Genomic DNA, 22,782 nt, shown 5'->3' on the forward strand with positions numbered 1-22,782 from the left:
CGATCATGCTCCCGAGCGGCCGAACAGCGCGCGTGTCAACAGCGGACGATTGCGCACGCGCAACCAGAAGATGAGCGCGACGATCGCCGCGACAATCACATGCAGGCCGACCAGGCCGACGCCGAACGACATCTTGCCCTGCTCGATCTGCGCCTGCACGACGTTCAGCAGGTTCGAGTACGTGAGGTAGATCAGCACGGCCATCACGAGGTTGATCGTGCGGCTGCGGCGCGGGTTCTGGTACGACAGCGGGATGCCGAGCACCATCAGGTTGATCGCGATCAGCGGCAAGCCCGCGCGCCATGCGAATTCCGCGAGGTTGTCGCGCGTCGGATTGCGCAGCAGGTCGGGCGTGGGCGTGCTGTTGGTGGTCGGCACGTTGGTGACCGGGGTGCTCGTGATCTTCACGCCGTAGCGCTGGAACTCCATGATCTTGAAGTTCGGCTGGCCGGGCGTGCCGTCGTAGCGGCGGCCATCTTCCAGCACGACGAAACGATCGCCGTCCTTCGTTTCCGTGTGGCCCGTGTGCGATACGACGATATTGACCTTGCCGTTCTCGGTCGACGTGACGAACACGTTCTGCACCTTGCTCTGGTCCGGCGACATCTTCTCGATGAAGAACACGCGATGGTTCGACGCCGATTCGCGGAACTGGCCGGGCGCGAGCAGCGAGATCTCGTCGCGCTGCTGGAAGCGCGCCTTGATCATCTTGCTCTGCTGGTTCGACCACGGCCAGCCGACGAACGCGAAGAACGCGATCAGCAGGATGATCGGCGTGGCGAACACGCCAATCGGCTTGATCAGGCGCGTGAGGCTGACGCCGGACGCGAGCCAGACCACCATTTCGGAGTCCCGGTACCACCGGGTCAGCACGAACAGGATCGACACGAACAGCGTGACGACGAGCATCACGGCGAGATAGCCGATCACGGTCAGGCCGATCAGCACGAGCACGTCCCGCGGATCGATTTCGCCGGACGCGGCATAGCCGACGATGCGGATCATCATCGTCGTGAGCATGATCGTGAGCAGCACCATGAACACGGCGCCAGCCGTATACGCAAGCTCGCGCTGGAGGGAGCGTTCGAAGATCATTCTTGATGAGAAGAGGGCGGGAGGCTGCGCACGCGTGGTGGAGCGCTCGCGCCGCCACGGGAAAAATAGCGGATAATTGCGGCTTTCATCCTTAGCCCAGATTTTATCCGAGGACAAGCGCGATGGACTTTAGCATAAAAGGCTGTGATTGGAGCAAAGGCGAGGCCAAGGGGTTCCTGACGGGGAAGTCCGATTGCATCGTGCTCGGCATCTTCGAGGCGCAAACCCTTTCGGGCGCGGCGCTCGACATCGACACAGCCACCAAGGGGCTCATCTCGCGCGTGGTGAAGGCCGGCGACATGGACGGCAAGCGCGGCAAGACGCTGTTCCTGCACGAAGTATCGGGCATCGGTGCGTCGCGCGTGCTGCTCGTCGGCCTCGGCAAGCAGGATGCTTTCAATCAGAAAGCCTACACCGACGCGGTGACGGCCGCATGGCGCGCGCTGCTGGCGACCAGGATCGTCCAGGTCACGTTCACGCTCGCGCAGCTGCCGGTCGACGAGCGCAGCTCCGACTGGGGCGTGCGCGCGGCGATTCTCGCGCTGCGCAACGAGACCTACCGCTTTACGCAGATGAAGAGCAAGCCGGAACCGGCGTCGCACACGCTCAAGCGCGTCGTGTTCAGCGTCGATCCGGCCGATGAAAAGGCGGCGAAGTTGGCGGTCAAGCAGGCCGTCGCGCTGGCGAACGGGATGGATCTCACGCGCGACCTGGGCAACCTGCCCGGCAACGTGTGCACGCCGACCTATCTCGGCCACACCGCGAAGAAGATCGCGAAGGATTGGGGTCTGAAGGCCGAGGTGCTCGGCCTGAAGCAGATCCAGGCGCTCAACATGGGCTCGTTCCTGTCGGTCGCGCGCGCGTCGGTCGAGCCGCCGCAGTTCATCGTGCTGCACTATCAGGGCGCCGCCGCGAAGGCCGCGCCGGTCGTGCTGGTCGGCAAGGGCATCACGTTCGACACGGGCGGCATCTCGCTGAAGCCGGGCGAGGGCATGGACGAGATGAAGTACGACATGTGCGGCGCCGGTTCGGTGCTCGGCACGATGCGTGCGATCGCCGAAATGGGCCTGAGGATCAACGTCGTCGCGATCGTGCCGACCTGCGAGAACATGCCGGGCGGCAACGCGACGAAGCCGGGCGACATCGTCACCAGCATGAAGGGGCTGACGATCGAGGTGCTGAACACCGACGCCGAGGGCCGCCTGATCCTGTGCGACGCGCTGACCTATGCGGAGCGCTTCAAGCCGGCCGCGGTGATCGACGTGGCGACGCTGACGGGCGCGTGCGTGATCGCGCTCGGCGCCCACAACAGCGGCCTGTTCTCGAAGGACGACGCGCTGGCGGGCGAACTGCTCGACGCATCGCGCGAAGCGAACGATCCGGCGTGGCGCATGCCTCTCGACGACGAGTACCAGGATCAGCTGAAGTCGAACTTCGCGGACATCGCGAACATCGGCGGGCGTCCGGCCGGTGCCGTGACGGCGGCGTGCTTCCTGTCGCGCTTCACCGACAGCTATCCGTGGGCGCACCTGGACATCGCCGGCACCGCCTGGAAGGGCGGCGCGGCGAAGGGCGCGACCGGCCGTCCGGTGCCGCTGCTCGCGCAGTTCCTGATCGACCGCGCCGGCCAGTGATGGCAGGTCTCACGACGATGCGGGTGCGCGGGCAATGACGCGAATCGATTTCCATTCGAACGTCGGCGATTCGCTCGCGTATGCGTGCCGGCTGCTGCGCAAGGCTTATCTGGCCGGGCAGCCGGTCGTCGTGCTCGCGGAACCCGCGCGCCTGCGCGCGCTCGACGAGCGGCTCTGGACGTTCTCGCCGCTCGATTTCATCCCGCATTGCGGCGTCGACAGCGCGCACGCGGCCGGCACGCCGATCGTGCTGGCCGCCGATCTCGACCAGGCGCCGCATTACCATGTGCTGCTGAACCTCGGCGCGGCCGTGCCCGCGCAGTTCGCCCGCTTCGAGCGCCTGCTCGAGGTGGTCGGCAATGCGCCGGACGAGCTGGCCGCGGGCCGCGACCGCTATCGCTTCTACCGCGATCGCGGATACGCGCTGAACAACTACAAGCAGGGCAGCTAGCTGCAACCGTCGACGGAGCCTTCCCGTGACACAAGCCGAATCCTCTTCGATCCCGACGCTGACCGACGTGCTGGTGCCGGGCAAGCCGGTGCCGGCGCGTTCTTCCGCGGCCGACGCGCCGCCGCGCGACGATGCCGCCGTGCCGGTGCTGACCGACGTGATCGCGCCGGGCCGCGCCGCCGCTGCGCCGGGTGCTTCCGGACACGCGGAGCCCGACCCCGAATTCGTGGTGGTCGAGCCGGTGCCGACGCCGCACGTCCCGACCGTCGAACTGCCGGGCGACAGCGACGCACCGGCGCAACCCGGTGCCGCCGGGCACGTCGTTGCCGAGGAATCGGCCGGGATGCAGGCGCCGCTCCAATCCGCGCTGGCCGCCGACGATGCGCAGCAGCCCGGCTTTGCCGCGGCGCTGGCGGAAGCCGACGAAGCGATGCCGCCGCACGCGGGCGCGCCGGGTGCCGAAGGGCTGGCTACCGATCATCTCCCCGGCGCGGCGCAGCCGGATACGCATCCGGCCGCCGCGTTGACGCCTGAGGACGCGCAGCATATCGCCGAGCGGCTACGCAATCGACTGACGAATTATCTGACCGGGGAAGGGCGCGAGGCCATCGAGGCCCGCTGCCGGGACGCGCTGCACGACCATACGGCCTGGCTGGTCGGCCAGATCACGCGCGAGGTGGCGCTGGCGCTCGAAACCGAAGTGATGGCGTGGGTTCGCGACGCGGTCGACGAAGAGATCGCCCGCCGCCGGACCGGCCGTTCAGGCTGAGTGCACGATCGTTTCGTGCATGGGAACGCGAGTGCGGGTCCGTTCATCGGCGATGACGATCGCCGAGCCGGTCATGTCGATGAGAGCGGGACGGTGCCGGCGCGCAGCGCGCGTGCGCCCGTTCATCCGGTTCAATGCAGCGACAGCACCCACTGCGCGAGCGTGTGCGCTTCGGCGCTCGTCAGCTGCGTATTGGCGGGCATCGGCACGCTGCCCCACACCCCGATACTGCCCTTTACGATCGATTGCGCGAGGTAATCGACCGCATCGGCGCGCGCCGCGTACTTGCCGGCGATGTCGTGGAACGGCGGGCCCATCAACGGCTTGCTGACCGCATGGCAGGCCACGCAGTTCTTGCGCTGCGCGAGCGCGAGCCCGTCGCCGGCCAGGTCGGCGTGCGCGGCCGCCGCGCTGCCGGTCAGCAGCGCCGCGAGCAGCGCGCGCAATATCGTCTGTTTCATGCGGTTCTCCGCCGGCGGGGACGGCCGGCTTCACGGTCCGCGCATTATAAAAGCAAAGGGGAAACGCGTTTTGCGCGTTTCCCGGGCGGTCGCTTGAAATGGGGTCGCATGCCCCGCGCGGCGCATCAGCCGGTGACGGCGCCCTGGTTCGCCGGGCGCGCGAGGGCCGCATACTTGGCGAGCACGCCGCGCGTGTAGCGCGGCGCCGGCTGCTTCCACGCGGCGCGGCGGCGCGCGAGTTCCGCGTCGTCGACGTTCAGCTGCAACACCAGCCGGTGCGCATCGATCGTGATCGAATCGCCTTCCTGCACGAGCGCGATCGTGCCGCCGACGAACGCCTCCGGCGCGACGTGACCGACCACCATCCCCCAGGTGCCGCCCGAGAAGCGGCCGTCCGTGATGAAGCCGACCGATTCGCCGAGCCCCTTGCCGATGATCGCCGATGTCGGCGCGAGCATTTCCGGCATGCCGGGGCCGCCCTGCGGGCCGAGATAGCGCAGCACCAGCACGTCGCCCGGGCGGATCCTGTCGCCGAGGATCGCGTCCATCGCGCTTTGCTCGTCGTCGAACACGCGCGCCGGGCCCGTGATCACCGGGTTCTTCAGGCCCGTGATCTTCGCGACCGCGCCGTGTTCCGCGAGGTTGCCCTTCAGGATCGCCAGATGCCCTTCCTTGTACAGCGCGCGATCGATCGGGAAGATCACCTGCTGGTCCGCGCGCGGCACGCCCGGCACATCCTTGAGTTCCTCGGCGATCGTGCGGCCGGTGATCGTCATGCAGTCGCCGTGCAGCAGCCCCGCATCGAGCAGGATGCGCAGCACCTGCGGGATGCCGCCTGCCCGGTGAAGATCGGTCGCGACGTACTGGCCCGACGGCTTCAGGTCGCAGAGCACCGGCACGCGTTTGCGGATGCGCTCGAAGTCGTCCATCGTCCAGTCGATCTCGGCCGCGTGCGCGATCGCGAGATAGTGCAGCACCGCGTTGGTCGAGCCGCCGGTCGCCATGATCAGCGACACCGCGTTCTCGATCGATGCCTTCGTGATTATGTCGCGCGGCTTCAGGTCGCGCTTCACGGCCTCGACCAGCACGCGCGCCGATTCGGCGGCCGAATCGACCTTCTCCTGGTCGGGGTTCGCCATCGTCGACGAGTACATCAGCGACATGCCGAGCGCCTCGAACGACGAGCTCATCGTGTTCGCCGTATACATCCCGCCGCACGACCCCGACGTGGGGCAGGCGTTCTTCTCGACCCCTTCGAAATCCTCCTGCGACATCCGGCCGGCGGTGAACTCGCCGACCGCCTCGAACGACGACACGATCGTCAGGTCGCGGCCCTTCCAGTGGCCGGGGCGGATCGTGCCGCCGTACACGTAGATGCCGGGCACGTTCAGGCGCGCGAGCGCGATCATCCCGCCCGGCATGTTCTTGTCGCAGCCGCCGACCACCACCACGCCGTCCATCCACTGGCCCTGTACGCAGGTCTCGATGCAGTCGGCGATCACTTCGCGCGACACCAGCGAGTACTTCATCCCCTCGGTGCCCATCGACATGCCGTCGGAGATCGTCGGCGTGCCGAAGATCTGCGGGTTCGCGTCGGCCGCCTTGATCGCCGCGACGGCCGCGTCCGACAGCCGCTGCAGGCCCGAGTTGCACGGCGTGATCGTCGAGTGGCCGTTCGCGATGCCGATCATCGGTTTGTCGAAATCGTCCTTCTGGTAGCCGAGGGCGTAATACATCGAGCGGTTCGGCGAACGGGCCACGCCTTGCGTGATGTGCTTCGAGCGACGGTTGTACGGCATGGGTGACTCCATCGTTGTGTTGGCTGCGCTCGCGAACGGCGCGCCGGTTTGGATCAATCAAGAATGGAGTTTCCGGTTTGGGATGTCCAATATATTATTTGTCGCTTATTAAGTCGTTTTGCGAATGAGTGAAGCATGGCCGATCCGACGCCCGACCTGCGCCAGTGGCGCTATTTCGTGACCGTGGCCGACGAGCGTCATTTCGGCCGCGCGGCCGAGCGCCTGTCGATGACGCAGCCGCCGCTGTCGCAGGCGATCCGGGCGCTCGAGGATGCGCTTGGCGTCGCGCTGTTCGTGCGTACCAAGCGCTCGGTCGCGCTGACGGCCGTCGGCGCGGCGCTGCTGCCCGACGTGCGCCGGCTGCTCGCATCGGCCGACGCGCTGCCGCCGCTCGCGCGCGGCGAAGCCGGCTCGCTGTCGCTCGCGTTCGTGTCGACCGCCGATTACGGGCTGCTGCCGTCACTGCTGCGCGCGTTCGGCGCGCGCCATCCGCAGGTGCGGCTGCAACTCGCGGAGGCGACGAGCGACGTGCAGATCGACGAACTCGTCGCGGGACGTATCGACGCGGGGCTCGTGATTCCCCCCGTGCCGCCGCGCCACGCAGCCGGGCTGTCGTACCTGCCGGTCGTGCGCGAGCCGCTGGTGGTCGCGATGCCGGCGGCCGCGGCGCCCGGCGTGCCCGAGGACGAGCCCGTGCATCTGGCCGACCTGGCCGCGCTGCCGCTCGTGATCTTCCCGCGTCGTTTGGCGCCCGGCTTTTATGACATCATTACGGGCTGCTACGGCGCGGCGGGGGAAACCCCGCACATCGGCCAGGAGGCGATCCAGATGCAGACGATCGTCAGCCTCGTGTCGGCCGGCATGGGCGTCGCACTGGTGCCGCAATCGCTGCGTAACCTGCGGCGCACCGGCGTGGTCTACCGGCCGCTCGCCGGCGACGCGCCGGTCGTCGAGACGGGCCTCGTGTGGCGCACGGGCGATGTCAGTCCCGTGCTCGCCGGCTTCATCGACGTCGTGCGCGCACACGGTCTCGCCACGTGACGCGAACGATGGCGCGCCGGCGCCGTCCAATGCGCGGTGCGGCGCCGGTGCGAGCGCCGTACCGCATTCGAAAACTTCATCGCTAACCCATGATCATTCACCCGAATTTCGACCCCGTAGCGATCCATCTCGGGCCGCTGGCCGTGCGCTGGTACGGCCTCATGTATCTCGTCGCGTTCATCGCGGCGATCGTCGTCGGCCGGATCCGCCTGAAGCTGCCGCATGTCGCGGCGCAGGGCTGGACCGCGAAGGACATCGACGACATGATGTTCTACGGCGTGCTCGGCACCGTGCTCGGCGGCCGGCTCGGCTACGTGCTGTTCTACAAGGCCGACTTCTACTTCTCGCATCCGCTCGACGTGTTCAAGGTGTGGGAGGGCGGGATGTCGTTCCACGGCGGCTTCCTCGGCGTGACGCTCGCGATGGTGCTGTTCGCGTGGCAGCGCAAGCGCCACTGGCTGCAGGTCACCGATTTCGTCGCGCCGATGGTGCCGGCGGGGCTCGCGGCCGGGCGGCTCGGCAACTTCATCAACGGCGAGCTGTGGGGCCGCGTGACCGATCCGAATTCGCCGTGGGCGATGCTGTTCCCGGGCGCGATGCGCGACGACGCGGCATGGCTGCCGAAGCATCCGGCGCTCGTCGAGAAGTGGCATCTTGCCGACGTGTTCATGCAGTACCAGATGCTGCCGCGCCATCCTTCGCAGCTCTACGAAATCGCGCTCGAAGGCATTGCGCTGTTCTTCGTGCTGTTCTTCTTCTCGCGCAAGCCGCGACCGTTGGGTGCGGTGTCCGCGCTGTTCCTGATCGGCTACGGGCTCGCGCGCTTCACGGTCGAATTCGCGCGAGAACCGGACGACTTCCTCGGCCTGCTCGCGCTCGGCCTGTCGATGGGGCAGTGGCTGTCGCTGCCGATGATCCTCGCGGGCATCGCGCTGTTGGTGTGGGGCTACCGCCGACGCCCCGTGAATGCGGCTGCGTGATGAGGCTGCGTGATGAGGTTGCGTGATGGGCGTGCAGTGTGACGCGTGATGCGATGCCGATGCGCACGATCGGCATCGCATCGATCGCAGGAGCGCAAACGAAAAACGCCGGCCCGAGGGCCGGCGTTTTTGCATCCGCCGAGTGTGGCGCGATGTGCGTTACTTCATCTGCACCGAGCCGTTGACCGTGACCGACACGGTCGCCTTGCCGCCTTCGACCGCGATCGGTGCGCTCATCTTCGCGTTGTCCATCGGCGCCGCGGCCATCGCCATCATGCGCGGATACGGCTGCACGTTGCGCCCGCCGCCGACGTTCACGTCGCGGATCGAGTAGCTGCCGTAGCCGAACGCCTTCGCGGCTTCGTCCGCGCGTGCGCGGAACGACTTGATCGCTTCGGTCGTGAGCTTCTGCTCGGCCGCGCGCTGCGCTTCGGGCGACAGCGAGAACTCGACGTTCGCGATCTGCATCTGGTTCGACAACTGGCCCGCGAGCTTCGACGCCGCTGCGAAATCGCGCGATTCGAGCACGACTTCGGTCCGGCCGCGCCATGCGGAGATCTTGCCGTCGCGATCGGTGCTCGGATACACGGAGAACGCACCGGTGTGCGCGGTCACGCCCGACACGCCCTTCGCCTGCGCGAGCGCGGCATCGGCGCGCTGGTTCAGCGCGGACGTGAGGCTGCCCGGGTCCTTCGCCTGCTGTTCGTAGAACAGCGTGATGTGGATGATGTCCTGCGGCACGTCGGCGCTGGCCTGCGACGACAGCGACAGCACGCCCGCCGGCTCCGGAAAGTGCGGGTTCGCGGTCTGCGCATGCGCGGCCGGCGACGCGAGCGTCAGCGCGACGGGCACGGCGGCGGCGAGGGCGAGCGACAGCGCGAGTGCGGTTTTCTTGGTCATTGTTGGACTCCTTGTGCGAGGGCGCGCACGCGGATCACGCGTGCGCGACGCGGGCGTGCCGCGCGACGAAAAAACGGCCGTCGGCCCGAGCGGGCGACAGCGGTTGCTTAGGCCGCGCGAACGCGCCGCGAGTTCCGTGGCGGTGGCGCGTGTTGACCGGATTTGACCTTTGGCTTGTGTGCGCCTGCTGCGCGTGCCTGCTGCGCGCGCCTACTGCGTGCGCCTACTTCATCAGCTTTTCGGTGATGAAGCGCCATTCGGCGCGCGTGACCGGCGTGATCGACAGCCGGTTGCCGCGTGCGAGCACGCGCATGTCGGCGAGTTCGTCGTGTTCGCGCAGCGCGGCGAGCGGCACGAGCGCCGACTTTTTCACGAAGCGCACGTCGACGAGCAGCCAGCGCGGTGCTTCCTGCGTCGACTTCGGATCGTAATACGGGCTTTTCGGATCGAACTGGGTGGGATCGGGGTAGGGCGTCGACGAGACTTCGGCAAGGCCCGCGATGCCCGGCTCGGGGCAGCTCGAGTGATAGAACAGCACGCCGTCGCCGATCTTCATCGTGTCGCGCATGAAATTGCGCGCCTGATAGTTGCGCACGCCGGTCCAGGGCAGCGAGTGCTGCGGCGCGTGGGCGAGATCGTCGATGCTTGCTTCGTCCGGTTCGGACTTCATCAGCCAGTATTGCATGGATCGTGATCGATGCAGAAAGGGCGTGACGGCCTGTCTGCGTACGCGTTCGGCATGCAGACAGACCCTGAAAAGGAAACGGCATCGGGATGCCCCGATGCCGTTGAATAGGCCCCCGCCTTGGCCGCTAGGCCGGCATCCTGAACCTGAGGTTCAGAGTTGGTCGCAGTTAGCAGCACTTCGGGTACATCAGACAGAGTGACGCGCGCGCCCGTGCTACAAATTTCCGCAACCGTGCACATGGCATTGGTTCAAGGAATATATGACCTTGGCGAACCAGGCAGGGAAGCTGACTGAACTGTGTTTCGTTGCGCCAATTTGACCACCGTTGATCGCCGAGATCAAGGGGAATCGACGCATCGATCAAACGTTACTGCGTCTCGTGCTGTGCGAGCACCGCGCCGAGCTGTTCGTTCATCTGGTGCATTGTACGACGGATTTCTTCCGCCGGAAATGCTTCACCGTGCCGCACGCTCGTTTGCAGTCGCAGCAATTCGGATGCGAGCGACAGGGCCGCCATCACCGCGATGCGATCGGTGCCGCGCACCGAGCTGTTCGAGCGGATTTTCGACATTTCGGCATCGACGCGCGCGACGGCCTCGAGCAGCGCCGCTTCGGTCTCGGCCGAGCAGGCGAGCCGATAGGGCTGACCGAGAATCGAGACTTCGATCTGCTTGGTGCTCATGCATGTTCTCCGTGGCTGGCCGCGTCGTCGCTATCCGGGCGCGCCTGCGCATCCAGCAGATCGAGCTGGTTGTCGGCTTGCTCGGCGCTCTTCGTGCGCGGCAGCTTTTCGAGAATCGCGTTCAGTTTGACCTGAGCGTCGTCGATCTTTGCCGACAGCGTGTCGCGCTCGGCCGCGAGTGCATTGCGTTCGTCGCGCAACTGCGCGAGTTCCGCGCGGACGGCGTCCGCTTCCGCGCGCATTTGCGCGACCTGCTCCTCGAGCGCGAGCCGTTCCGAGTGATAGCGCTTGTTCAGCGAGATCAGACGGCCAATATTTTGAGATAAGGTTTCGAGTTCGTTGAGCATCTGCTGCGTCCTCTAAAGACCCAGCATTTTAGCGCGGAATAACGCGCATTCCGACATCTGTAACGTTTCCAGTCGTAACACCCCGGCTTCTTGCCGCGAATATGCGCGTCCGACGCGCTCCCTGCATGCGTCCGGGCGCTTTCTTGACGCTCGTGCGGCCCGCTCCTAAACTGGCGCCGCCTCGGTGCTCGCGCGTGCGTCGCGCGGTTAAACGGGAAGCAGGGCGCGTGCTCCGCACGGAGATCGCCAACCTGCGCTGCCCCCGCAACGGTAAGCGGCCGCGTCGCATGACGCAGGCCGGCTCGGGCGCGTTTCGCGTGCAGGTCGCACGCGGGCGCGGGCCACTGCGCGTGAAAATGCGCGGGAAGGCGAGCCGGTACGCCGCCAGCCCCGGATACCGGCCGAGGCGAGGAGCCTGCTGGCTTCATGACGCGCGGCCTGCGGGGAAGCGGGGCGCGCAGTGCTTCACGGGACTTGTCTTCGATGCTGACCCCAATCGTTCGCCCGGCGCCCGGTGCGCGTCGCGCGCGGCGAAACGCGGAATCGAGGGGGCCGATCCCCGCACGCGGTATCGTGTGTCGATGGCGGCGAATCGCGCGTTCGGCTGCGCATGGCGCCTGGGCCGTGCGCACAATGATTCTGGCGGCACGCAGTGTGGCGACGACGGTGTCGTCAATCGTGCCGCGCGCGATGACATCGCCGGATCGGCGGTCGTCCGTGCCGCATCAACAACCTGCTCAACAAGGATGACGAGCTTGCGTATGCCTACAACACGCCGCGGCGCGACGCCCGCGCCGCGCACGGCCGGCAACGGCGACAAGCGAAGGCGTCGTGCGTCGTGCACGATGTCGTGCACCGCATGAGCGCCGCGCGTGCCGCGTCGATCTGGGCCGCGCTCGCGGCCGTCGTCGCGCTGCTGTTCGTCGCGTCACTGTCGATCGGCAGCGTGCCGATGTCGCCGTGGCAGGCGCTCGCGTCGCTCGTGCCGCACGGCGGCGATGCGCTGTTCGCCGACATCGTGCGCACGCTGCGGCTGCCGCGCGCACTCGCGGGCTTCGCATGCGGCGCGCTGCTCGCGCTGGCCGGTGCGCTGCTGCAGGTGCTGCTGCGCAATCCGCTCGCGGAGCCGTACGTGCTCGGCGTATCCGGCGGGGCGGCCGGTTTCGCGCTCGTCGCGATGATCGCGGGCGCCGCGTGGTGGCTCGTCGATGCGTCCGCGTTCGCCGGCGCGCTCGTGTCGGTCGCGCTCGTGCTCGGGCTTGCCCGCCGCGAACTGGGGCGCGGCGATTCGCGCGATGCGTCGCCGCGGCTGCTGCTCACGGGTGTCGTGATCGCGGCCGGGTGGGGCGCGCTCGTCACGCTGCTGCTGTCGCTCGCGCCCGATGCGCGGCTGCGCGGGATCATCTTCTGGCTGACGGGCGACCTGAACGGCGTGACGGCGCCCTGGTTCGCATGGGGCGCGCTGCTGCTGGCCGCATGCGTCGCGCTGCCGGCCGCGCCGCAACTCAACGTGCTGCTGCGCGGCGACGCGACCGCGATCGCGCTCGGCGTGCCGGTCGCGCGGCTGCGCATGCGGATCTACCTCGTCGCGTCGCTGGCCGCCGCGGCCGCGGTGACGACGGCCGGCACGATCGGTTTCGTCGGCCTCGTCGTGCCGCACGCGCTGCGGCTCGCATTCGGCAACGACCAGCGCATGCTGCTGCCCGCCGCGATGCTCGCGGGCGGCGGCGGCGTGATGGCGGCCGACCTGCTCGCGCGCACCGCGATCGCACCCGCGCAATTGCCGGTCGGCGTGATGACCGCGTTGATCGGCGTGCCGGTGTTCCTGTGGATGTTGCTGAGGAGACCGATGCGATGACGCACGCCGTACCGCACACCATCGGCGACATGACCTGCGCGGCGGTCGACATGACGCTGAAGGCCGGCGACCGGACGCTGCTCGACGGCTTCACGCAGGCATTCCGGCCCGGCGAGATCTGGTGCGTCGCGGGGCCGAACGGCGCAGGCAAGACGACGCTGCTCGCGACGCTCGCGGGCCTGCGGCAGCCGGCCGGCGGCCACGTCGAGATCGATTGCCTGCCCCTCGCCGCGTGGCCGCCCGAACGGCTCGCACGGCGCCGCGCGCTGATGCCGCAGCAACTGCACGACGCGTTCAGCGCGACGGTATTCGACACGGTGCTGCTCAACCGCTTTCCGTATCTCGGCGGCTGGGGCTGGGAGCGCGACGGCGACCGCGCGGCGGCGCGCGATGCGCTCGCGACGTTCGGGCTGAGCGCGCTCGCGTCGCGCGACGTGCTGTCGCTGTCGGGCGGCGAGCGGCAGCGCGTCGCGCTGGCCGCGACGCTGTGCCAGGACGCGCCGCTGATGCTGCTCGATGAGCCGCTCGCCCATCTCGACCTGCATCACCAGATCGATGGCCTCACCGCGCTGTGCAGATGGCTCGACGCGGGCCCGCGCACGGTGCTGTTCTCGTGTCACGACCTGAATCTCGCGCGGCGTTTCGCGACGCACGCGCTGTTGCTCGACGGCCGCGGCCATGCGTGGGCGGGCCCCGTGCACGACGTGCTGACGCCGGCGCGCGCGAGCGACGCGTTCGGCTACCCGCTCGTGCTGATCCGCGAGAACGGTCGCGACGCGCTGCTGCCCGCGTGGCCCGAGCGACGATGAACTTCCTTCTTTCGATGCGCGGCACCGGCCGCGCCAACGAGGCAACCTTCCGATGATGAATCCGACCGACTTCCCGCCCGCGATCGCGCCGCTCGACGACGCGCTGCGCAAGCGCCTGCAGCATGTGATCGATCACAAGACCAAGCCGCCCGGCAGCCTCGGCCAGCTCGAGGCGATCGCGTTGCAGATCGGCCTGATCCAGCGCACCGAGCGGCCGCACGTGCAGCGTCCCGTGACGATCGTGTTCGCCGGCGACCACGGGATCGCGGCCGAGGGCGTGAGCCCGTATCCGCAGGCGGTCACCGCGCAGATGGTTGCGAACTTCCTGGCCGGCGGCGCGGCGATCAATGCGTTCTCGGGTGTCGCGCAGTGCGTGCTCGAGATAGTCGATGCGGGCGTCGCGTCGCCGCTGCCGGTATCCGACCGGCTCGTGTCGCTGCCGGTTGCGCGCGGCACGCGCAACTTCGCGGCCGAACCCGCGATGACGCGCGACGAAGCGACGGCGGCGCTCGCGGCCGGCGCCGCGCGCGTGCGCCTGCACGCTTCGCTCGGCACGAACGTGATCGGCTTCGGCGAAATGGGGATCGCGAACACGTCGTCGGCCGCGTGCCTGATGAGCCGCCTGCTCGACGTGCCGATCGACGCGTGCGTGGGGCGCGGCACGGGCCTCGACGACCAGGGGCTCGCGCACAAGCGCGCGGTGCTCGGCCGCGCGCTCGTCCGGCATTCGCACGCGATCGCGCCGCTCGACGTGCTCGCGACGTTCGGCGGCTTCGAGATCGCGATGATGACGGGCGCGTATCTCGCGGCCGCGAGCGAGCGCATGACGATCCTCGTCGACGGCTTCATCGCGACGGCCGCGCTGCTCGTCGCCGAGCGCATCGCGCCCGACGTGCGCGATTACTGCGTGTTCTCGCATACGTCACACGAGGCCGGCCACCGGCGCATGCTCGAGCATTTCGGCGCGAAGCCGCTGCTCGCGCTCGACCTGCGGCTCGGCGAAGGCACGGGCGCCGCGCTCGCGCTGCCGCTGGTGCGCGCGGCGGCCGCGTTCCTCACCGAGATGGCGAGCTTCGAATCCGCGGGCGTCGACAATCGTGACGCCTGAGCGCGCGCGCGGCGTACGCGCCGAACTGCGCTACTTCTTCGTCGCGCTCGGCTATTTCACGCGCGTGCCGGTGCCGCGCGCGATCGGCTACGCGGCCGGCGATCTGGACCAGGCCGCGCGTTACTTCCCGCTGGTCGGCGCATGCGTCGGCGCGTGGGGCGCGCTCGTCTATCTCGCGGCGCTGCGCGTGCTGCCCGCGTCGATCGCGGTCGGCCTGTCGATGGCCGCGACGCTGCTCGCGACCGGCGCGTTCCATGAGGATGGCCTGGCCGACAGCTGCGATGCGTTCGGCGGCGGCTATACGCGCGAAGACGTGCTGCGGATCATGCACGACTCGCGCATCGGCACGTTCGGCGCGGCCGCGCTCGTGATCACGCTCGGCCTGAAATGGCAGGCGCTCGCGGCCATGCCGCCGCTGCGCGCCGCATGGACGATGGTCGCCGCGCATGCGGCGAGCCGGGCGGCGGCCGTGAGTCTGCTGATGTCGCTCGACTACGTTCGGCCGGAGGGCAAGGCGAAGCCGGTCGCGCAGCGCATGGGCGCGCGCGCGGCCTGGGTCGCGGCCGCATTCGGGCTGCCGTGGCTGTTGTGGCCGGACTGGCGCGCGGGCGTCGCGGCCATCGTCGCGCTTATGCTCGTGCGTGCATGGGCGGCCCGCTATTTCGTGAAGCGGATCGGCGGTTATACCGGCGACTGTCTCGGCTTCGCGCAGCAACTGGGTGAACTGGCGATCTATCTGGTGGTGCTCGGATGGATCTCGTCCTGATTCGCCATCCGGCCGTCGACGTCGAGCCGGGCGTTTGCTACGGACGCAGCGACGTGCCGCTCGCCGCGTCGGCCGACGCGGGCGCGCGGGCCGTGCGCGAGCGTCTGGCGGCGCTCGGCGCGCCGTTGCCCGAGCAAGTCTGGACGAGCCCGCTGATACGCTGTGCGTCGGTCGCCGAACGGCTCGCGCACGCGTTCGGCGTGCCGCTGCGGCGCGATGCGGGCTGGCAGGAAATGGACTTCGGCGCGTGGGAGTTGCAGCGCTGGGACGATATCGACCGCGCCGCGCTCGATGCGTGGGCGGCCGACCTGATGCATGCGTGCGCGCATGGCGGCGAAAGCGTTGCGCGGTTCGCCGCGCGTGTCGCTCGGACCGCGTACGCGCTCGCGCAGGCCGACGCGCCGCAATGGGTAATCACGCATGCAGGCGTGATTCGCGCACTCGCAGCGCACGCGTTGCGCGTGCCGCTCGATACGCTGCTGTCGCGGCCGGTGCCGACGGCCGGCGTCGTGTGGTTGCGTATGGATGATGCCGCGCGCACGTGGGAAGTCGTCCACTGGGACGCGTAGGCGAAGCGTATGCTCGCCTGAACCGAGCAAGCGTGGAAGCGCTTCGAAGCCCGAAATCAGCGCGCCGGGCGCCGCGCCCGCGCGGCGTCGAGATCCTCGCACAGCGCGGCCGCGCCTTGCACGATCCGCGGTGACGGCCGGGTCAGCAGATCGCCGTCGATCGCGAACAGGTTGTTGCGCGCCACGGCCGTCAGCGCGGGCCATGCACGCCAGCGCGCGAGGCTCGGCAGCGGTGCGTCCGAGCGCGTCGCGCCGGCGCTCGTCGTCACGATCGCTTCCGGATCGGCCGCGAGCACGGCCTCGTCGGTGACGCTCGGCGCGAGCGGCTTCAGCGCCGCGAACACGTTGCGGCCGCCGCACAGCGCAATGACTTCGTTGAACAGGTGCGCGCCGTTGAGCGTCGTCAGCGGCCGGTCCCATACCTGGAAGAACATCGTGACGGGGGCGCGCGCCGCGTAGCGTGCGCGCAGTGCCGCGATGTCGCGCGAGAACGATGCCGCGGCCGCGTCGGCGACCGGCGCCGTGCCGAGCAGCGTACCGAGCTGGCGCAGGGACATCGCCACGTCGTCGAGATGCTTCGGTTCGCTGAAGAATAGCGGGATGTGCAGCGCCCGCAGCGCATCGGTCTGCCGTTCGGCATTGCCGTGCCGCCAGACGACGATCAGGTCCGGCTTCAGCGCGGCGATCCGCTCGAGGTCGAGCGCCTTGTTGTCGCCGACGCGCGGCACGGCCTGCGCGGCGGGCGGATAGTCGCTGTACGTGACCGTGCCGACCAGCTTCGCGCCGCCGCCGGCCGCGTAGACCAGTTCGGTCGCATGCGGCGCGAGACTGATCACGCGTTGCGCCGGGGCGGGCAGCGTGACGGTATTGCCGGCATCGTCGCGGGCCGTGACGTCGGCGTGAGCGATGGGCGCATGCGCGAGTGCGACCACCGTCGCGAGCGGCGGCATCCGGCGCAACAGGCGCAACAGGCGAGCGTTCATGCGGATGCCTGTTGCAGCATGGGAACGCATTCCGCCAGCGCGTCGGCGACCCGTCGCCATTCGGCTTCGCAGCCCGGCAGGCCGACGCGCACGCTCGACGGTTGCGCGAAGTACCGCGTCCAGATGCCGCGCGCGGCGAGCGCCGCATGCAGCGCGCTGGCGCGCGGGTCCTCGGTCCAGCTGAAGAGCGGTGTCGCGTGCACCGCGAAGCCGTGCGTGCGCAACAGCGTGGCGAGTCGTTCGCCGTCGGCCGCGAGCCGTTCGCGCGCGGCCGCCTGCCATGCGCGATCGGCGAACGCGGCGGTGACCGCGTGACGCGCGGGGCCGCTGACGGTCCATGCGCCGAGCACGTCGCGCAGCGCGGCAATCAGGCCGGGATGCGCGAGCACGAAGCCCGCGCGAATGCCGGCGAGCCCGAAGAACTTGCCGACCGAGCGCAGCACGACGAGACCCTGGCGATCGGTGTACTGCGCGAGCGAGGGCGTAGTGCCCGTATCCGCGAAGGCCTCGTCGACGATCAGCGTGCCGCCGCGTGCCGACAGTTGCGCATGCCAGCCGAGCAGCCGTTCGACCGGCACGCATTCGGCGGTCGGATTATTCGGATTCCCGACGATGACGTGACGCACCGTCGCAGGCAACACGTTCGCGTCGATGTCGAGCGGTACGACGCGATGGCCGTGGCGCGCGAAGGCAGGCGCGTATTCGCCATACGCGAGTGCCGCGACGCCGGCGTCGCCGGTCGGCAGCAGCGCGGGCAATGCGCGGATCGCGGCCTGGCTGCCGGCGACCGGCAGCACGTGCGCGGCATCGAGCGCATGATAGTAGCCGGCCGCGCACGGGGCGAGCGCATCGCCGTCGTCGGGCAGCCGGCGCCATGCGTCGGCCGGGACCGGCGGCACCGGATAGCCGACCGGATTGATGCCGGTCGACAGGTCGAGCCAGTCGTCGTGAGGAATGCCGTGGCGGCGCGCGGCTTCGTGCAGGTTGCCGCCGTGCGGGATGCGTGCGTCAGACATGATGGGTAGCGAGGATGAGTGCGCCGCTCGCGACGAGCAGCGCGAGCCACAGCGCGAGCGTGCGTGTGACGAGCGACAGCGCGGCGACCACGTGCACGGCCGTCGCGGGCGCGCCGGTGCCGAGCGCGGGACGGTCTTCGATTTCGCCGTGATAGACGGCCGGGCCGCCGAGCTGCACGTTCAGGCTGCCGGCGCCGGCGGCCATCACGGGGCCCGCGTTCGGGCTGTCCCAGTGGCGTGCCTGCGTGCGCCAGCAGCGCCACGCGGCGGCCGTGTCGCCGAGCAGCGCGTAGCTCGCGGCGGTGAGGCGGGCGGGAATCCAGTTGAGCGCGTCGTCGAGGCGCGCGGCGGCCCAGCCGAAGGTCAGGAAGCGCGGCGTGCGGTATCCCCACATCGCGTCGAGCGTGTTCGCGAGCCGGAACAGCAGCGCGCCGGGGCCGCCCGCGACCACGAACCAGAACAGCGCGCCGAAGATCGCGTCGTTGCCGTTCTCGAGCGCCGATTCGACGGCCGCGCGCGACAGCGCGCCTTCGTCGGCTTCGCTCGTGTCGCGCGACACGATGCGCGCGGTCAGCGCGCGTGCGGCGTCGAGATCGTGCCGCAGCAGCGCGGCGGCGATCGGTGCGACGTGGTCGGCGAGGCTCTTCGCGCCGAGCGCGAACCACAGCAGCGCGACATGCAGCGCGGCCGCGAGCGGCCAGGGCAGCACAGCCGCGAGCCACGCGGCGACGGCCACCGGCGGCACCACGGCCGCGACCCATGCGATGACGCCGACCACGCGGCCGCGCCGGCCCGTATTCAGCGCGGCTTCGATGCGGCCGGCGAGCCGGCCGAACGCGACGAGCGGATGCCAGCCGGCCGGTTCGCCGACGATGCGATCGACGATCGCGGCCGCGACCGCGAGCATCGCGACGACGGGCAGCGACAGCATCAGCATGACGGCGCTGCGGGCTTCAGCTCGAGCGGCAGCCCTGCCACCAGCAGCGTTACGCGGGTCGCGAGCGCGGCGATGCGCTGGTTCAGGCGCCCGAGCGCGTCGACGTAGCGGCGCGTGACCGACCCGAGCGGCACGACGCCGAGCCCGATTTCATTGCTGACGACGATCACCTTCGCGCGCGCATTGCGCAGCGCGTGTTCGAGCCGCTCGACCTGCGCCGCATACTGCGCGTCGTCGAGCGCTTCGCCGTCGAGCGGGCACAGCAGGTTCGTGAGCCACAGCGTCAGGCAGTCGACGAGCAGGCACGCGCGTGGATCGTCGAGCCGTGCGAGCGTGCCGGCGAGGTCGACGGGCGCGTCGGCGAAGCCCCAGTCGGCCGGCCGGCGCGCGCGGTGATGCGCGATGCGCCGTTCGAACTCGGCATCGGCGGCGCTCGCGGTTGCGGTCGCGATATAGGTGACGGAGCGGCCGCTGTCGGCGGCGAGCCGCTCGGCGTGCGCGCTTTTGCCCGAGCGCGCGCCGCCGAGGACGAAGGTGAGGTCGTGCGGAATCATCGCGTGATTGTAACGGCGCGCGCGCGGCGGCGCGGGCGATAATGCGGCCTTTGCTTCGCCACGACCTTGCACACGATGAACGCACCCGAAGCGCCGCCGCGCGGCACGTTGATGATCCAGGGCACGACGTCCGACGCGGGCAAGAGCACGCTCGTCGCGGGCCTGTGCCGCCTCGCGCGCCGCGCGGGCGCGCGCGTCGCGCCGTTCAAGCCGCAGAACATGGCGCTGAACAGCGCGGTCACGGCCGACGGCGGCGAGATCGGCCGCGCGCAGGCGCTGCAGGCGCTCGCCGCGGGCGTCGCGCCCCATACCGATTTCAACCCGGTGCTGCTGAAGCCGACGAGCGATCGCGGCGCGCAGGTGATCATTCACGGCAAGGCGCGCATGAACCTCGATGCGCGTGCGTACCACGACTACAAGCCGGTCGCGTTCGACGCGGTGCTCGAATCGTACGCGCGGCTGCGCGCCGGCTACGACACGGTGCTCGTCGAAGGCGCGGGCAGCCCGGCCGAGATCAACCTGCGCGAAGGCGACATCGCGAACATGGGTTTCGCCGAACGCGTCGACTGCCCGGTCGTGCTGGTGGCCGACATCGATCGCGGCGGCGTATTCGCGCACCTGGTCGGGACGCTCGCGTGCCTGTCGGACAGCGAGCGTGCGCGCGTGCGCGGTTTCGTCATCAACCGCTTTCGCGGCGACATCAAGCTGCTCGAACCGGGCCTCGACTGGCTGCGCGCGCAGACGGGCAAGCCGGTGTTCGGCGTGCTGCCGTACCTGCACGGGCTGCTGCTCGACGCCGAGGACATGCTGCCGTCGCAGGCGCGCAGCGCCGCCGCGTGCGGCGACGCCGGCGTGCTGCGCGTCGTGGTGCCCGCGTTGCCGCGGATCAGCAACCACACCGATTTCGATCCGCTGCGCGCGCATCCGCAGGTCGAGTTCACGTACTGGAAGAGCGGCCCCGTGCCGGATGCCGACCTGCTGATCCTGCCCGGCTCCAAGAGCGTGCAGCGCGATCTCGCGTGGCTGCGCGACGCGGGCTGGGACGCGGTGATCCGCCGGCACCTGCGCTATGGCGGCAAGGTGATCGGCATCTGCGGCGGGATGCAGATGCTCGGCCGCACGCTCGACGATCCGCTGGGCCTCGAGGGCGCGCCCGGCAGCGTGCCGGGGCTCGGGCTGCTCGACTTCGACACGACGCTGCACCCGGACAAGACGCTGAAGAACGTGACCGGGCATCTCGCGCTGCCCGGCGCGGCCGCCGTGCACGGCTACGAGATCCACATGGGCGACACGCGCGGGCCGGCGCTCGCGGCACCCGCGCTGGCGCTGGCGGCGGGCGACGCGCCGGGCGGCGTGCGCACGGACGGCGCGGTGTCGGCCGACGGGCAGATTCTCGCGACCTACGTGCACGGGCTGTTCGACGCGCCTGACGCGTGCGCGGCGCTGCTCGCGTGGGCCGGGCTCGACGGCGCGGAACGCATCGACTATCCGGCGCTGCGCGAAGCGTCGCTGGAGCGGCTGGCCGATTCGTTCGCCGAGCATCTCGACCTGCGCGCGCTGTACGCCGAGTTCCGCTGACGCACGGCGCGGCCGGCCTGGCATTTTGCGCAGGATCGCGTACAACTCAGGTGGGCGGAGGTCCGCCCGAAGGAGCGCGACGATGAAGGCTCGATGGTGGTTGAGCGTGCTGTTCGCGGCGCTGCTGGGCGCGTCGGCGCTTGCGCACGCGTGCGACTCGTACGCACCGGGCGGCGGTCCGGCCGGCTCGGGCGATGCCGCACAAGGCAAGAGCGGCGGCTGACAGGCGTAACCGAGGCAGGACGTCAGGGCATGATCGGTCATGCCCTTTTTTACATCCCGATTCATTCTCTAGAGGAATCAATTAAAGCGTTGGTGCGTGTTTATCGGCCGAATCGATTCGAATAGAGTGCAATCCATTCTCAGCCGCTCACGAAGGAATTCGCCATGAACCCCAATCGCCTGAACGATCTCGGCGCAACGCTGCTGCGTGTCGCACTCGGCGTGCTGTATCTCGCGCACGTTGCGCAGAAGGTGTTCGTCTTCACGCTGCCCGGCACAGCGCAGTTCTTCACGTCGATCGGCCTGCCGGGCTGGCTCGCCTACGTGACGACGTTCGTCGAACTGGCCGGCGGCCTCGCGCTGCTGGCGGGTTTCCGCGTGCGCCTCGCCGCGCTCGTGCTGCTGCCGTTCATGCTGGGTGCGGCGTCCGCGCATCTGCCGAACGGCTGGAGCTTCGCGTCGCCGAACGGCGGCTGGGAATACCCGGCGTTCTGGGCCATCACGCTGGTCGTGCAGGCGCTGCTGGGCGGCGGCGCGTTCGCGCTCGGCGCACCGCGCGCCGCGACGCGGACCGCATGAACGGGGCGGGCATCGGCGCGACCCGTTCCGGTGATACCCCGTTTGCCGATATCATCGCTCCCTGTATCCGCAATCGAGCGGCGCCTGCGAGGCGGCAGGCGCCGCGCGGCTTTTTGGGGGAATTCATGACGGTCATCGTGGTGGCGAATCCGAAGGGCGGCGTGGGGAAGAGCACGCTGTCCACCAATCTTGCCGGCTATTTCGCGGCGCAGGGCGCATGGGTCGCGCTCGCCGATCTCGATCGGCAGCAGTCCGCGCACGCGTGGCTCGACTTGCGGCCGGCCGGCCTGCCGGCGATCGAGGCGTGGGAGCTCGATCCGGACGCGCCGTCGAAACCGCCGCGCGGCCTGGAATATGCGGTGATCGATACGCCGGCCGGCCTGCACGGCACCCGGCTCAACGTCGCGCTGCAACTCGCCGACAAGGTGATCGTGCCGCTGCAGCCGTCGATGTTCGATATCCTCGCGACCCAGCAGTTTCTGGAGCGCCTCGCCGGCGAGAAGGCCGTGCGCAAGGGCAGCGTCGAGGTCGGGATCGTCGGGATGCGGGTCGACGCGCGCACGCGCTCGTCCGACCAGCTGCATCGTTTCGTCGAAGGGCTCGGGCTGCCGGTGCTCGGCTATGTGCGCGACACGCAGAACTACGTGCAGATCGCCGCGCACGGCCTGACGCTGTGGGACGTCGCGAAGAGCCGCGTCGAGAAGGATCTCGAGCAGTGGCGGCCGATCGTCGAATGGGCCGAGCGCCGCGCGCCGAAAGCGGAGAAGGTCGGCAAGGGGTCCTGACCGGAGCGGCCGAACGCGGGCGAATCCGGGCGAACCCGGGCGAACCCGGGCGAACCCGGGCGAACCCGGGCGAACCCGGGCGAACCGGGCGAACCCGGGCGAACCGGGCGAACCGGGCGAACCGGGCGAACCGGGCGAACCGGGCGAACCGGGCGAACCGGGCGAACCGGG

The 22,782-nt window shown here is 69.5% G+C and carries 25 protein-coding genes, 1 other RNA gene and 1 riboswitch; of the genes, 14 read left to right on the forward strand and 12 right to left on the reverse strand.

Annotation, left to right across the window (positions count from 1 at the left end; translation table 11 throughout):
* Positions 1–3: 3 nt before the first annotated feature.
* Positions 4–1,095 carry an LPS export ABC transporter permease LptF gene (gene lptF, locus SB786_RS23920; protein ID WP_006757289.1) on the reverse strand — a complete coding sequence of 364 codons (1,092 nt, stop codon included), beginning with the start codon at positions 1,093–1,095 and terminating at the stop codon, positions 4–6.
* 122 nt (positions 1,096–1,217) lie between these two features.
* Between lptF and SB786_RS23925 the strand changes: the two genes are divergently transcribed.
* The 3 genes from SB786_RS23925 to SB786_RS23935 are packed head-to-tail and all read left to right on the forward strand — an operon-like array spanning position 1,218 to position 3,949.
* Positions 1,218–2,729 (forward strand): leucyl aminopeptidase, encoded by a 1,512-nt coding sequence (locus SB786_RS23925; protein WP_410729642.1) that lies wholly within the window; start codon positions 1,218–1,220, stop codon positions 2,727–2,729.
* A 34-nt stretch (positions 2,730–2,763) separates the two neighbouring features.
* Positions 2,764–3,180, forward strand: a complete 417-nt coding sequence (locus SB786_RS23930) for a DNA polymerase III subunit chi (RefSeq protein WP_410729643.1) — start codon at positions 2,764–2,766, stop codon at positions 3,178–3,180.
* 25 nt (positions 3,181–3,205) lie between these two features.
* Positions 3,206–3,949: a DUF2486 family protein gene (locus SB786_RS23935; protein WP_410729644.1), complete on the forward strand. Its 744-nt coding sequence runs from the start codon at positions 3,206–3,208 to the stop codon at positions 3,947–3,949.
* A gap of 131 nt (positions 3,950–4,080) precedes the next feature.
* Here SB786_RS23935 and SB786_RS23940 read toward each other — a convergent pair whose 3' ends face one another.
* On the reverse strand, positions 4,081–4,410 hold the full coding sequence (locus tag SB786_RS23940; RefSeq protein ID WP_006750014.1) for a c-type cytochrome: 330 nt from the start codon (positions 4,408–4,410) through the stop codon (positions 4,081–4,083).
* Between the two features lie 125 nt (positions 4,411–4,535).
* Positions 4,536–6,209 carry a dihydroxy-acid dehydratase gene (gene ilvD / locus SB786_RS23945; protein WP_410729645.1) on the reverse strand — a complete coding sequence of 558 codons (1,674 nt, stop codon included), beginning with the start codon at positions 6,207–6,209 and terminating at the stop codon, positions 4,536–4,538.
* A gap of 135 nt (positions 6,210–6,344) precedes the next feature.
* On the opposite strand from ilvD, the gene SB786_RS23950 reads away from it, so the two are divergent.
* On the forward strand, positions 6,345–7,250 hold the full coding sequence (locus tag SB786_RS23950) for a LysR substrate-binding domain-containing protein (protein ID WP_410729646.1): 906 nt from the start codon (positions 6,345–6,347) through the stop codon (positions 7,248–7,250).
* Between the two features lie 89 nt (positions 7,251–7,339).
* A complete protein-coding gene (gene lgt, locus SB786_RS23955; protein WP_410729647.1) occupies positions 7,340–8,230 on the forward strand; it encodes a prolipoprotein diacylglyceryl transferase in 891 nt (296 codons plus the stop codon).
* A gap of 159 nt (positions 8,231–8,389) precedes the next feature.
* Here the strand turns inward: lgt and SB786_RS23960 are convergent, their stop codons facing one another.
* The 5 genes from SB786_RS23960 to SB786_RS23980 form a co-directional block, all read right to left on the reverse strand.
* A complete protein-coding gene (locus tag SB786_RS23960; protein WP_175714651.1) occupies positions 8,390–9,130 on the reverse strand; it encodes an SIMPL domain-containing protein in 741 nt (246 codons plus the stop codon).
* 223 nt (positions 9,131–9,353) lie between these two features.
* Positions 9,354–9,815: an EVE domain-containing protein gene (locus SB786_RS23965; protein ID WP_124663018.1), complete on the reverse strand. Its 462-nt coding sequence runs from the start codon at positions 9,813–9,815 to the stop codon at positions 9,354–9,356.
* Between the two features lie 108 nt (positions 9,816–9,923).
* Positions 9,924–10,105, reverse strand: a non-coding RNA gene (gene ssrS, locus SB786_RS23970) — 6S RNA.
* Between the two features lie 80 nt (positions 10,106–10,185).
* Positions 10,186–10,500: a cell division protein ZapA gene (locus tag SB786_RS23975; protein ID WP_006478091.1), complete on the reverse strand. Its 315-nt coding sequence runs from the start codon at positions 10,498–10,500 to the stop codon at positions 10,186–10,188.
* Entirely contained in the window at positions 10,497–10,847 is a 351-nt protein-coding gene (locus SB786_RS23980; RefSeq protein ID WP_410729648.1) for an ATPase, read from the reverse strand. Before SB786_RS23980 ends, SB786_RS23975 begins: the two co-directional genes overlap by 4 nt.
* A gap of 165 nt (positions 10,848–11,012) precedes the next feature.
* Positions 11,013–11,268: riboswitch (cobalamin riboswitch) on the forward strand.
* 438 nt (positions 11,269–11,706) lie between these two features.
* On the opposite strand from SB786_RS23980, the gene SB786_RS23985 reads away from it, so the two are divergent.
* Genes SB786_RS23985 through cobC form a run of 5 tightly spaced genes read left to right on the forward strand, consistent with a single transcriptional unit; the run spans position 11,707 to position 15,957 of the window.
* On the forward strand, positions 11,707–12,705 hold the full coding sequence (locus tag SB786_RS23985) for a FecCD family ABC transporter permease (protein ID WP_410729649.1): 999 nt from the start codon (positions 11,707–11,709) through the stop codon (positions 12,703–12,705).
* Complete coding sequence (locus SB786_RS23990) at positions 12,702–13,514, forward strand: ABC transporter ATP-binding protein (RefSeq protein WP_410729650.1); 813 nt, start codon at positions 12,702–12,704, stop codon at positions 13,512–13,514. The genes SB786_RS23985 and SB786_RS23990 overlap by 4 nt, the downstream gene beginning before the upstream one ends.
* Positions 13,515–13,566: 52 nt before the next feature.
* Positions 13,567–14,622: a nicotinate-nucleotide--dimethylbenzimidazole phosphoribosyltransferase gene (gene cobT, locus SB786_RS23995; protein ID WP_410729651.1), complete on the forward strand. Its 1,056-nt coding sequence runs from the start codon at positions 13,567–13,569 to the stop codon at positions 14,620–14,622.
* Entirely contained in the window at positions 14,612–15,388 is a 777-nt protein-coding gene (locus tag SB786_RS24000) for an adenosylcobinamide-GDP ribazoletransferase (protein WP_410729652.1), read from the forward strand. Before cobT ends, SB786_RS24000 begins: the two co-directional genes overlap by 11 nt.
* Entirely contained in the window at positions 15,373–15,957 is a 585-nt protein-coding gene (gene cobC / locus SB786_RS24005) for an alpha-ribazole phosphatase (protein WP_410729653.1), read from the forward strand. Before SB786_RS24000 ends, cobC begins: the two co-directional genes overlap by 16 nt.
* Before the next feature lie 56 nt (positions 15,958–16,013).
* Here cobC and SB786_RS24010 read toward each other — a convergent pair whose 3' ends face one another.
* From SB786_RS24010 to cobU, 4 genes are read right to left on the reverse strand one after another with little or no spacing between them, the layout of a single operon-like run.
* Complete coding sequence (locus SB786_RS24010; protein WP_410729654.1) at positions 16,014–16,940, reverse strand: cobalamin-binding protein; 927 nt, start codon at positions 16,938–16,940, stop codon at positions 16,014–16,016.
* Entirely contained in the window at positions 16,937–17,956 is a 1,020-nt protein-coding gene (gene cobD / locus SB786_RS24015) for a threonine-phosphate decarboxylase CobD (protein ID WP_410729655.1), read from the reverse strand. The genes SB786_RS24010 and cobD overlap by 4 nt, the downstream gene beginning before the upstream one ends.
* The gene (gene cbiB / locus SB786_RS24020; protein ID WP_410729656.1) at positions 17,949–18,893 is read right to left on the reverse strand and encodes an adenosylcobinamide-phosphate synthase CbiB; all 945 of its coding nucleotides are present in this window, start codon (positions 18,891–18,893) and stop codon (positions 17,949–17,951) included. Before cbiB ends, cobD begins: the two co-directional genes overlap by 8 nt.
* Positions 18,887–19,447 carry a bifunctional adenosylcobinamide kinase/adenosylcobinamide-phosphate guanylyltransferase gene (gene cobU, locus SB786_RS24025; RefSeq protein ID WP_410729657.1) on the reverse strand — a complete coding sequence of 187 codons (561 nt, stop codon included), beginning with the start codon at positions 19,445–19,447 and terminating at the stop codon, positions 18,887–18,889. Before cobU ends, cbiB begins: the two co-directional genes overlap by 7 nt.
* Before the next feature lie 75 nt (positions 19,448–19,522).
* Between cobU and SB786_RS24030 the strand changes: the two genes are divergently transcribed.
* From SB786_RS24030 to SB786_RS24045, 4 genes are all read left to right on the forward strand, one after another.
* The gene (locus tag SB786_RS24030; protein ID WP_410729658.1) at positions 19,523–21,025 is read left to right on the forward strand and encodes a cobyric acid synthase; all 1,503 of its coding nucleotides are present in this window, start codon (positions 19,523–19,525) and stop codon (positions 21,023–21,025) included.
* 82 nt (positions 21,026–21,107) lie between these two features.
* On the forward strand, positions 21,108–21,248 hold the full coding sequence (locus SB786_RS24035) for a hypothetical protein (protein WP_006761258.1): 141 nt from the start codon (positions 21,108–21,110) through the stop codon (positions 21,246–21,248).
* 164 nt (positions 21,249–21,412) lie between these two features.
* On the forward strand, positions 21,413–21,826 hold the full coding sequence (locus SB786_RS24040) for a DoxX family protein (protein WP_410729659.1): 414 nt from the start codon (positions 21,413–21,415) through the stop codon (positions 21,824–21,826).
* Positions 21,827–21,951: 125 nt separating this feature from the next.
* Positions 21,952–22,611, forward strand: a complete 660-nt coding sequence (locus SB786_RS24045; RefSeq protein WP_410729660.1) for a ParA family protein — start codon at positions 21,952–21,954, stop codon at positions 22,609–22,611.
* Positions 22,612–22,782 lie beyond the last annotated feature (171 nt).

The organism is Burkholderia sp. SIMBA_062 (assembly GCF_046534765.1).
Taxonomy (GTDB): domain Bacteria; phylum Pseudomonadota; class Gammaproteobacteria; order Burkholderiales; family Burkholderiaceae; genus Burkholderia; species Burkholderia ambifaria.

Excerpts from the sequence above, each read along its gene's own strand:
- lptF (WP_006757289.1), bottom strand. The coding sequence starts at position 1,095 with ATGATCTTCGAACGCTCCCTCCAGCGCGAGCTTGCGTATACGGCTGGC.
- SB786_RS23925 (WP_410729642.1), top strand. The coding sequence starts at position 1,218 with ATGGACTTTAGCATAAAAGGCTGTGATTGGAGCAAAGGCGAGGCCAAG.
- SB786_RS23930 (WP_410729643.1), top strand. The coding sequence starts at position 2,764 with ATGACGCGAATCGATTTCCATTCGAACGTCGGCGATTCGCTCGCGTAT.
- SB786_RS23940 (WP_006750014.1), bottom strand. The coding sequence starts at position 4,410 with ATGAAACAGACGATATTGCGCGCGCTGCTCGCGGCGCTGCTGACCGGC.
- ilvD (WP_410729645.1), bottom strand. The coding sequence starts at position 6,209 with ATGCCGTACAACCGTCGCTCGAAGCACATCACGCAAGGCGTGGCCCGT.
- SB786_RS23950 (WP_410729646.1), top strand. The coding sequence starts at position 6,345 with ATGGCCGATCCGACGCCCGACCTGCGCCAGTGGCGCTATTTCGTGACC.
- lgt (WP_410729647.1), top strand. The coding sequence starts at position 7,340 with ATGATCATTCACCCGAATTTCGACCCCGTAGCGATCCATCTCGGGCCG.
- SB786_RS23960 (WP_175714651.1), bottom strand. The coding sequence starts at position 9,130 with ATGACCAAGAAAACCGCACTCGCGCTGTCGCTCGCCCTCGCCGCCGCC.
- SB786_RS23965 (WP_124663018.1), bottom strand. The coding sequence starts at position 9,815 with ATGCAATACTGGCTGATGAAGTCCGAACCGGACGAAGCAAGCATCGAC.
- SB786_RS23975 (WP_006478091.1), bottom strand. The coding sequence starts at position 10,500 with ATGAGCACCAAGCAGATCGAAGTCTCGATTCTCGGTCAGCCCTATCGG.
- SB786_RS23980 (WP_410729648.1), bottom strand. The coding sequence starts at position 10,847 with ATGCTCAACGAACTCGAAACCTTATCTCAAAATATTGGCCGTCTGATC.
- SB786_RS23985 (WP_410729649.1), top strand. The coding sequence starts at position 11,707 with ATGAGCGCCGCGCGTGCCGCGTCGATCTGGGCCGCGCTCGCGGCCGTC.
- SB786_RS23990 (WP_410729650.1), top strand. The coding sequence starts at position 12,702 with ATGACGCACGCCGTACCGCACACCATCGGCGACATGACCTGCGCGGCG.
- cobT (WP_410729651.1), top strand. The coding sequence starts at position 13,567 with ATGATGAATCCGACCGACTTCCCGCCCGCGATCGCGCCGCTCGACGAC.
- cobC (WP_410729653.1), top strand. The coding sequence starts at position 15,373 with ATGGATCTCGTCCTGATTCGCCATCCGGCCGTCGACGTCGAGCCGGGC.
- SB786_RS24010 (WP_410729654.1), bottom strand. The coding sequence starts at position 16,940 with ATGAACGCTCGCCTGTTGCGCCTGTTGCGCCGGATGCCGCCGCTCGCG.
- cobD (WP_410729655.1), bottom strand. The coding sequence starts at position 17,956 with ATGTCTGACGCACGCATCCCGCACGGCGGCAACCTGCACGAAGCCGCG.
- cbiB (WP_410729656.1), bottom strand. The coding sequence starts at position 18,893 with ATGCTGATGCTGTCGCTGCCCGTCGTCGCGATGCTCGCGGTCGCGGCC.
- cobU (WP_410729657.1), bottom strand. The coding sequence starts at position 19,447 with ATGATTCCGCACGACCTCACCTTCGTCCTCGGCGGCGCGCGCTCGGGC.
- SB786_RS24030 (WP_410729658.1), top strand. The coding sequence starts at position 19,523 with ATGAACGCACCCGAAGCGCCGCCGCGCGGCACGTTGATGATCCAGGGC.
- SB786_RS24035 (WP_006761258.1), top strand. The coding sequence starts at position 21,108 with ATGAAGGCTCGATGGTGGTTGAGCGTGCTGTTCGCGGCGCTGCTGGGC.
- SB786_RS24040 (WP_410729659.1), top strand. The coding sequence starts at position 21,413 with ATGAACCCCAATCGCCTGAACGATCTCGGCGCAACGCTGCTGCGTGTC.
- SB786_RS24045 (WP_410729660.1), top strand. The coding sequence starts at position 21,952 with ATGACGGTCATCGTGGTGGCGAATCCGAAGGGCGGCGTGGGGAAGAGC.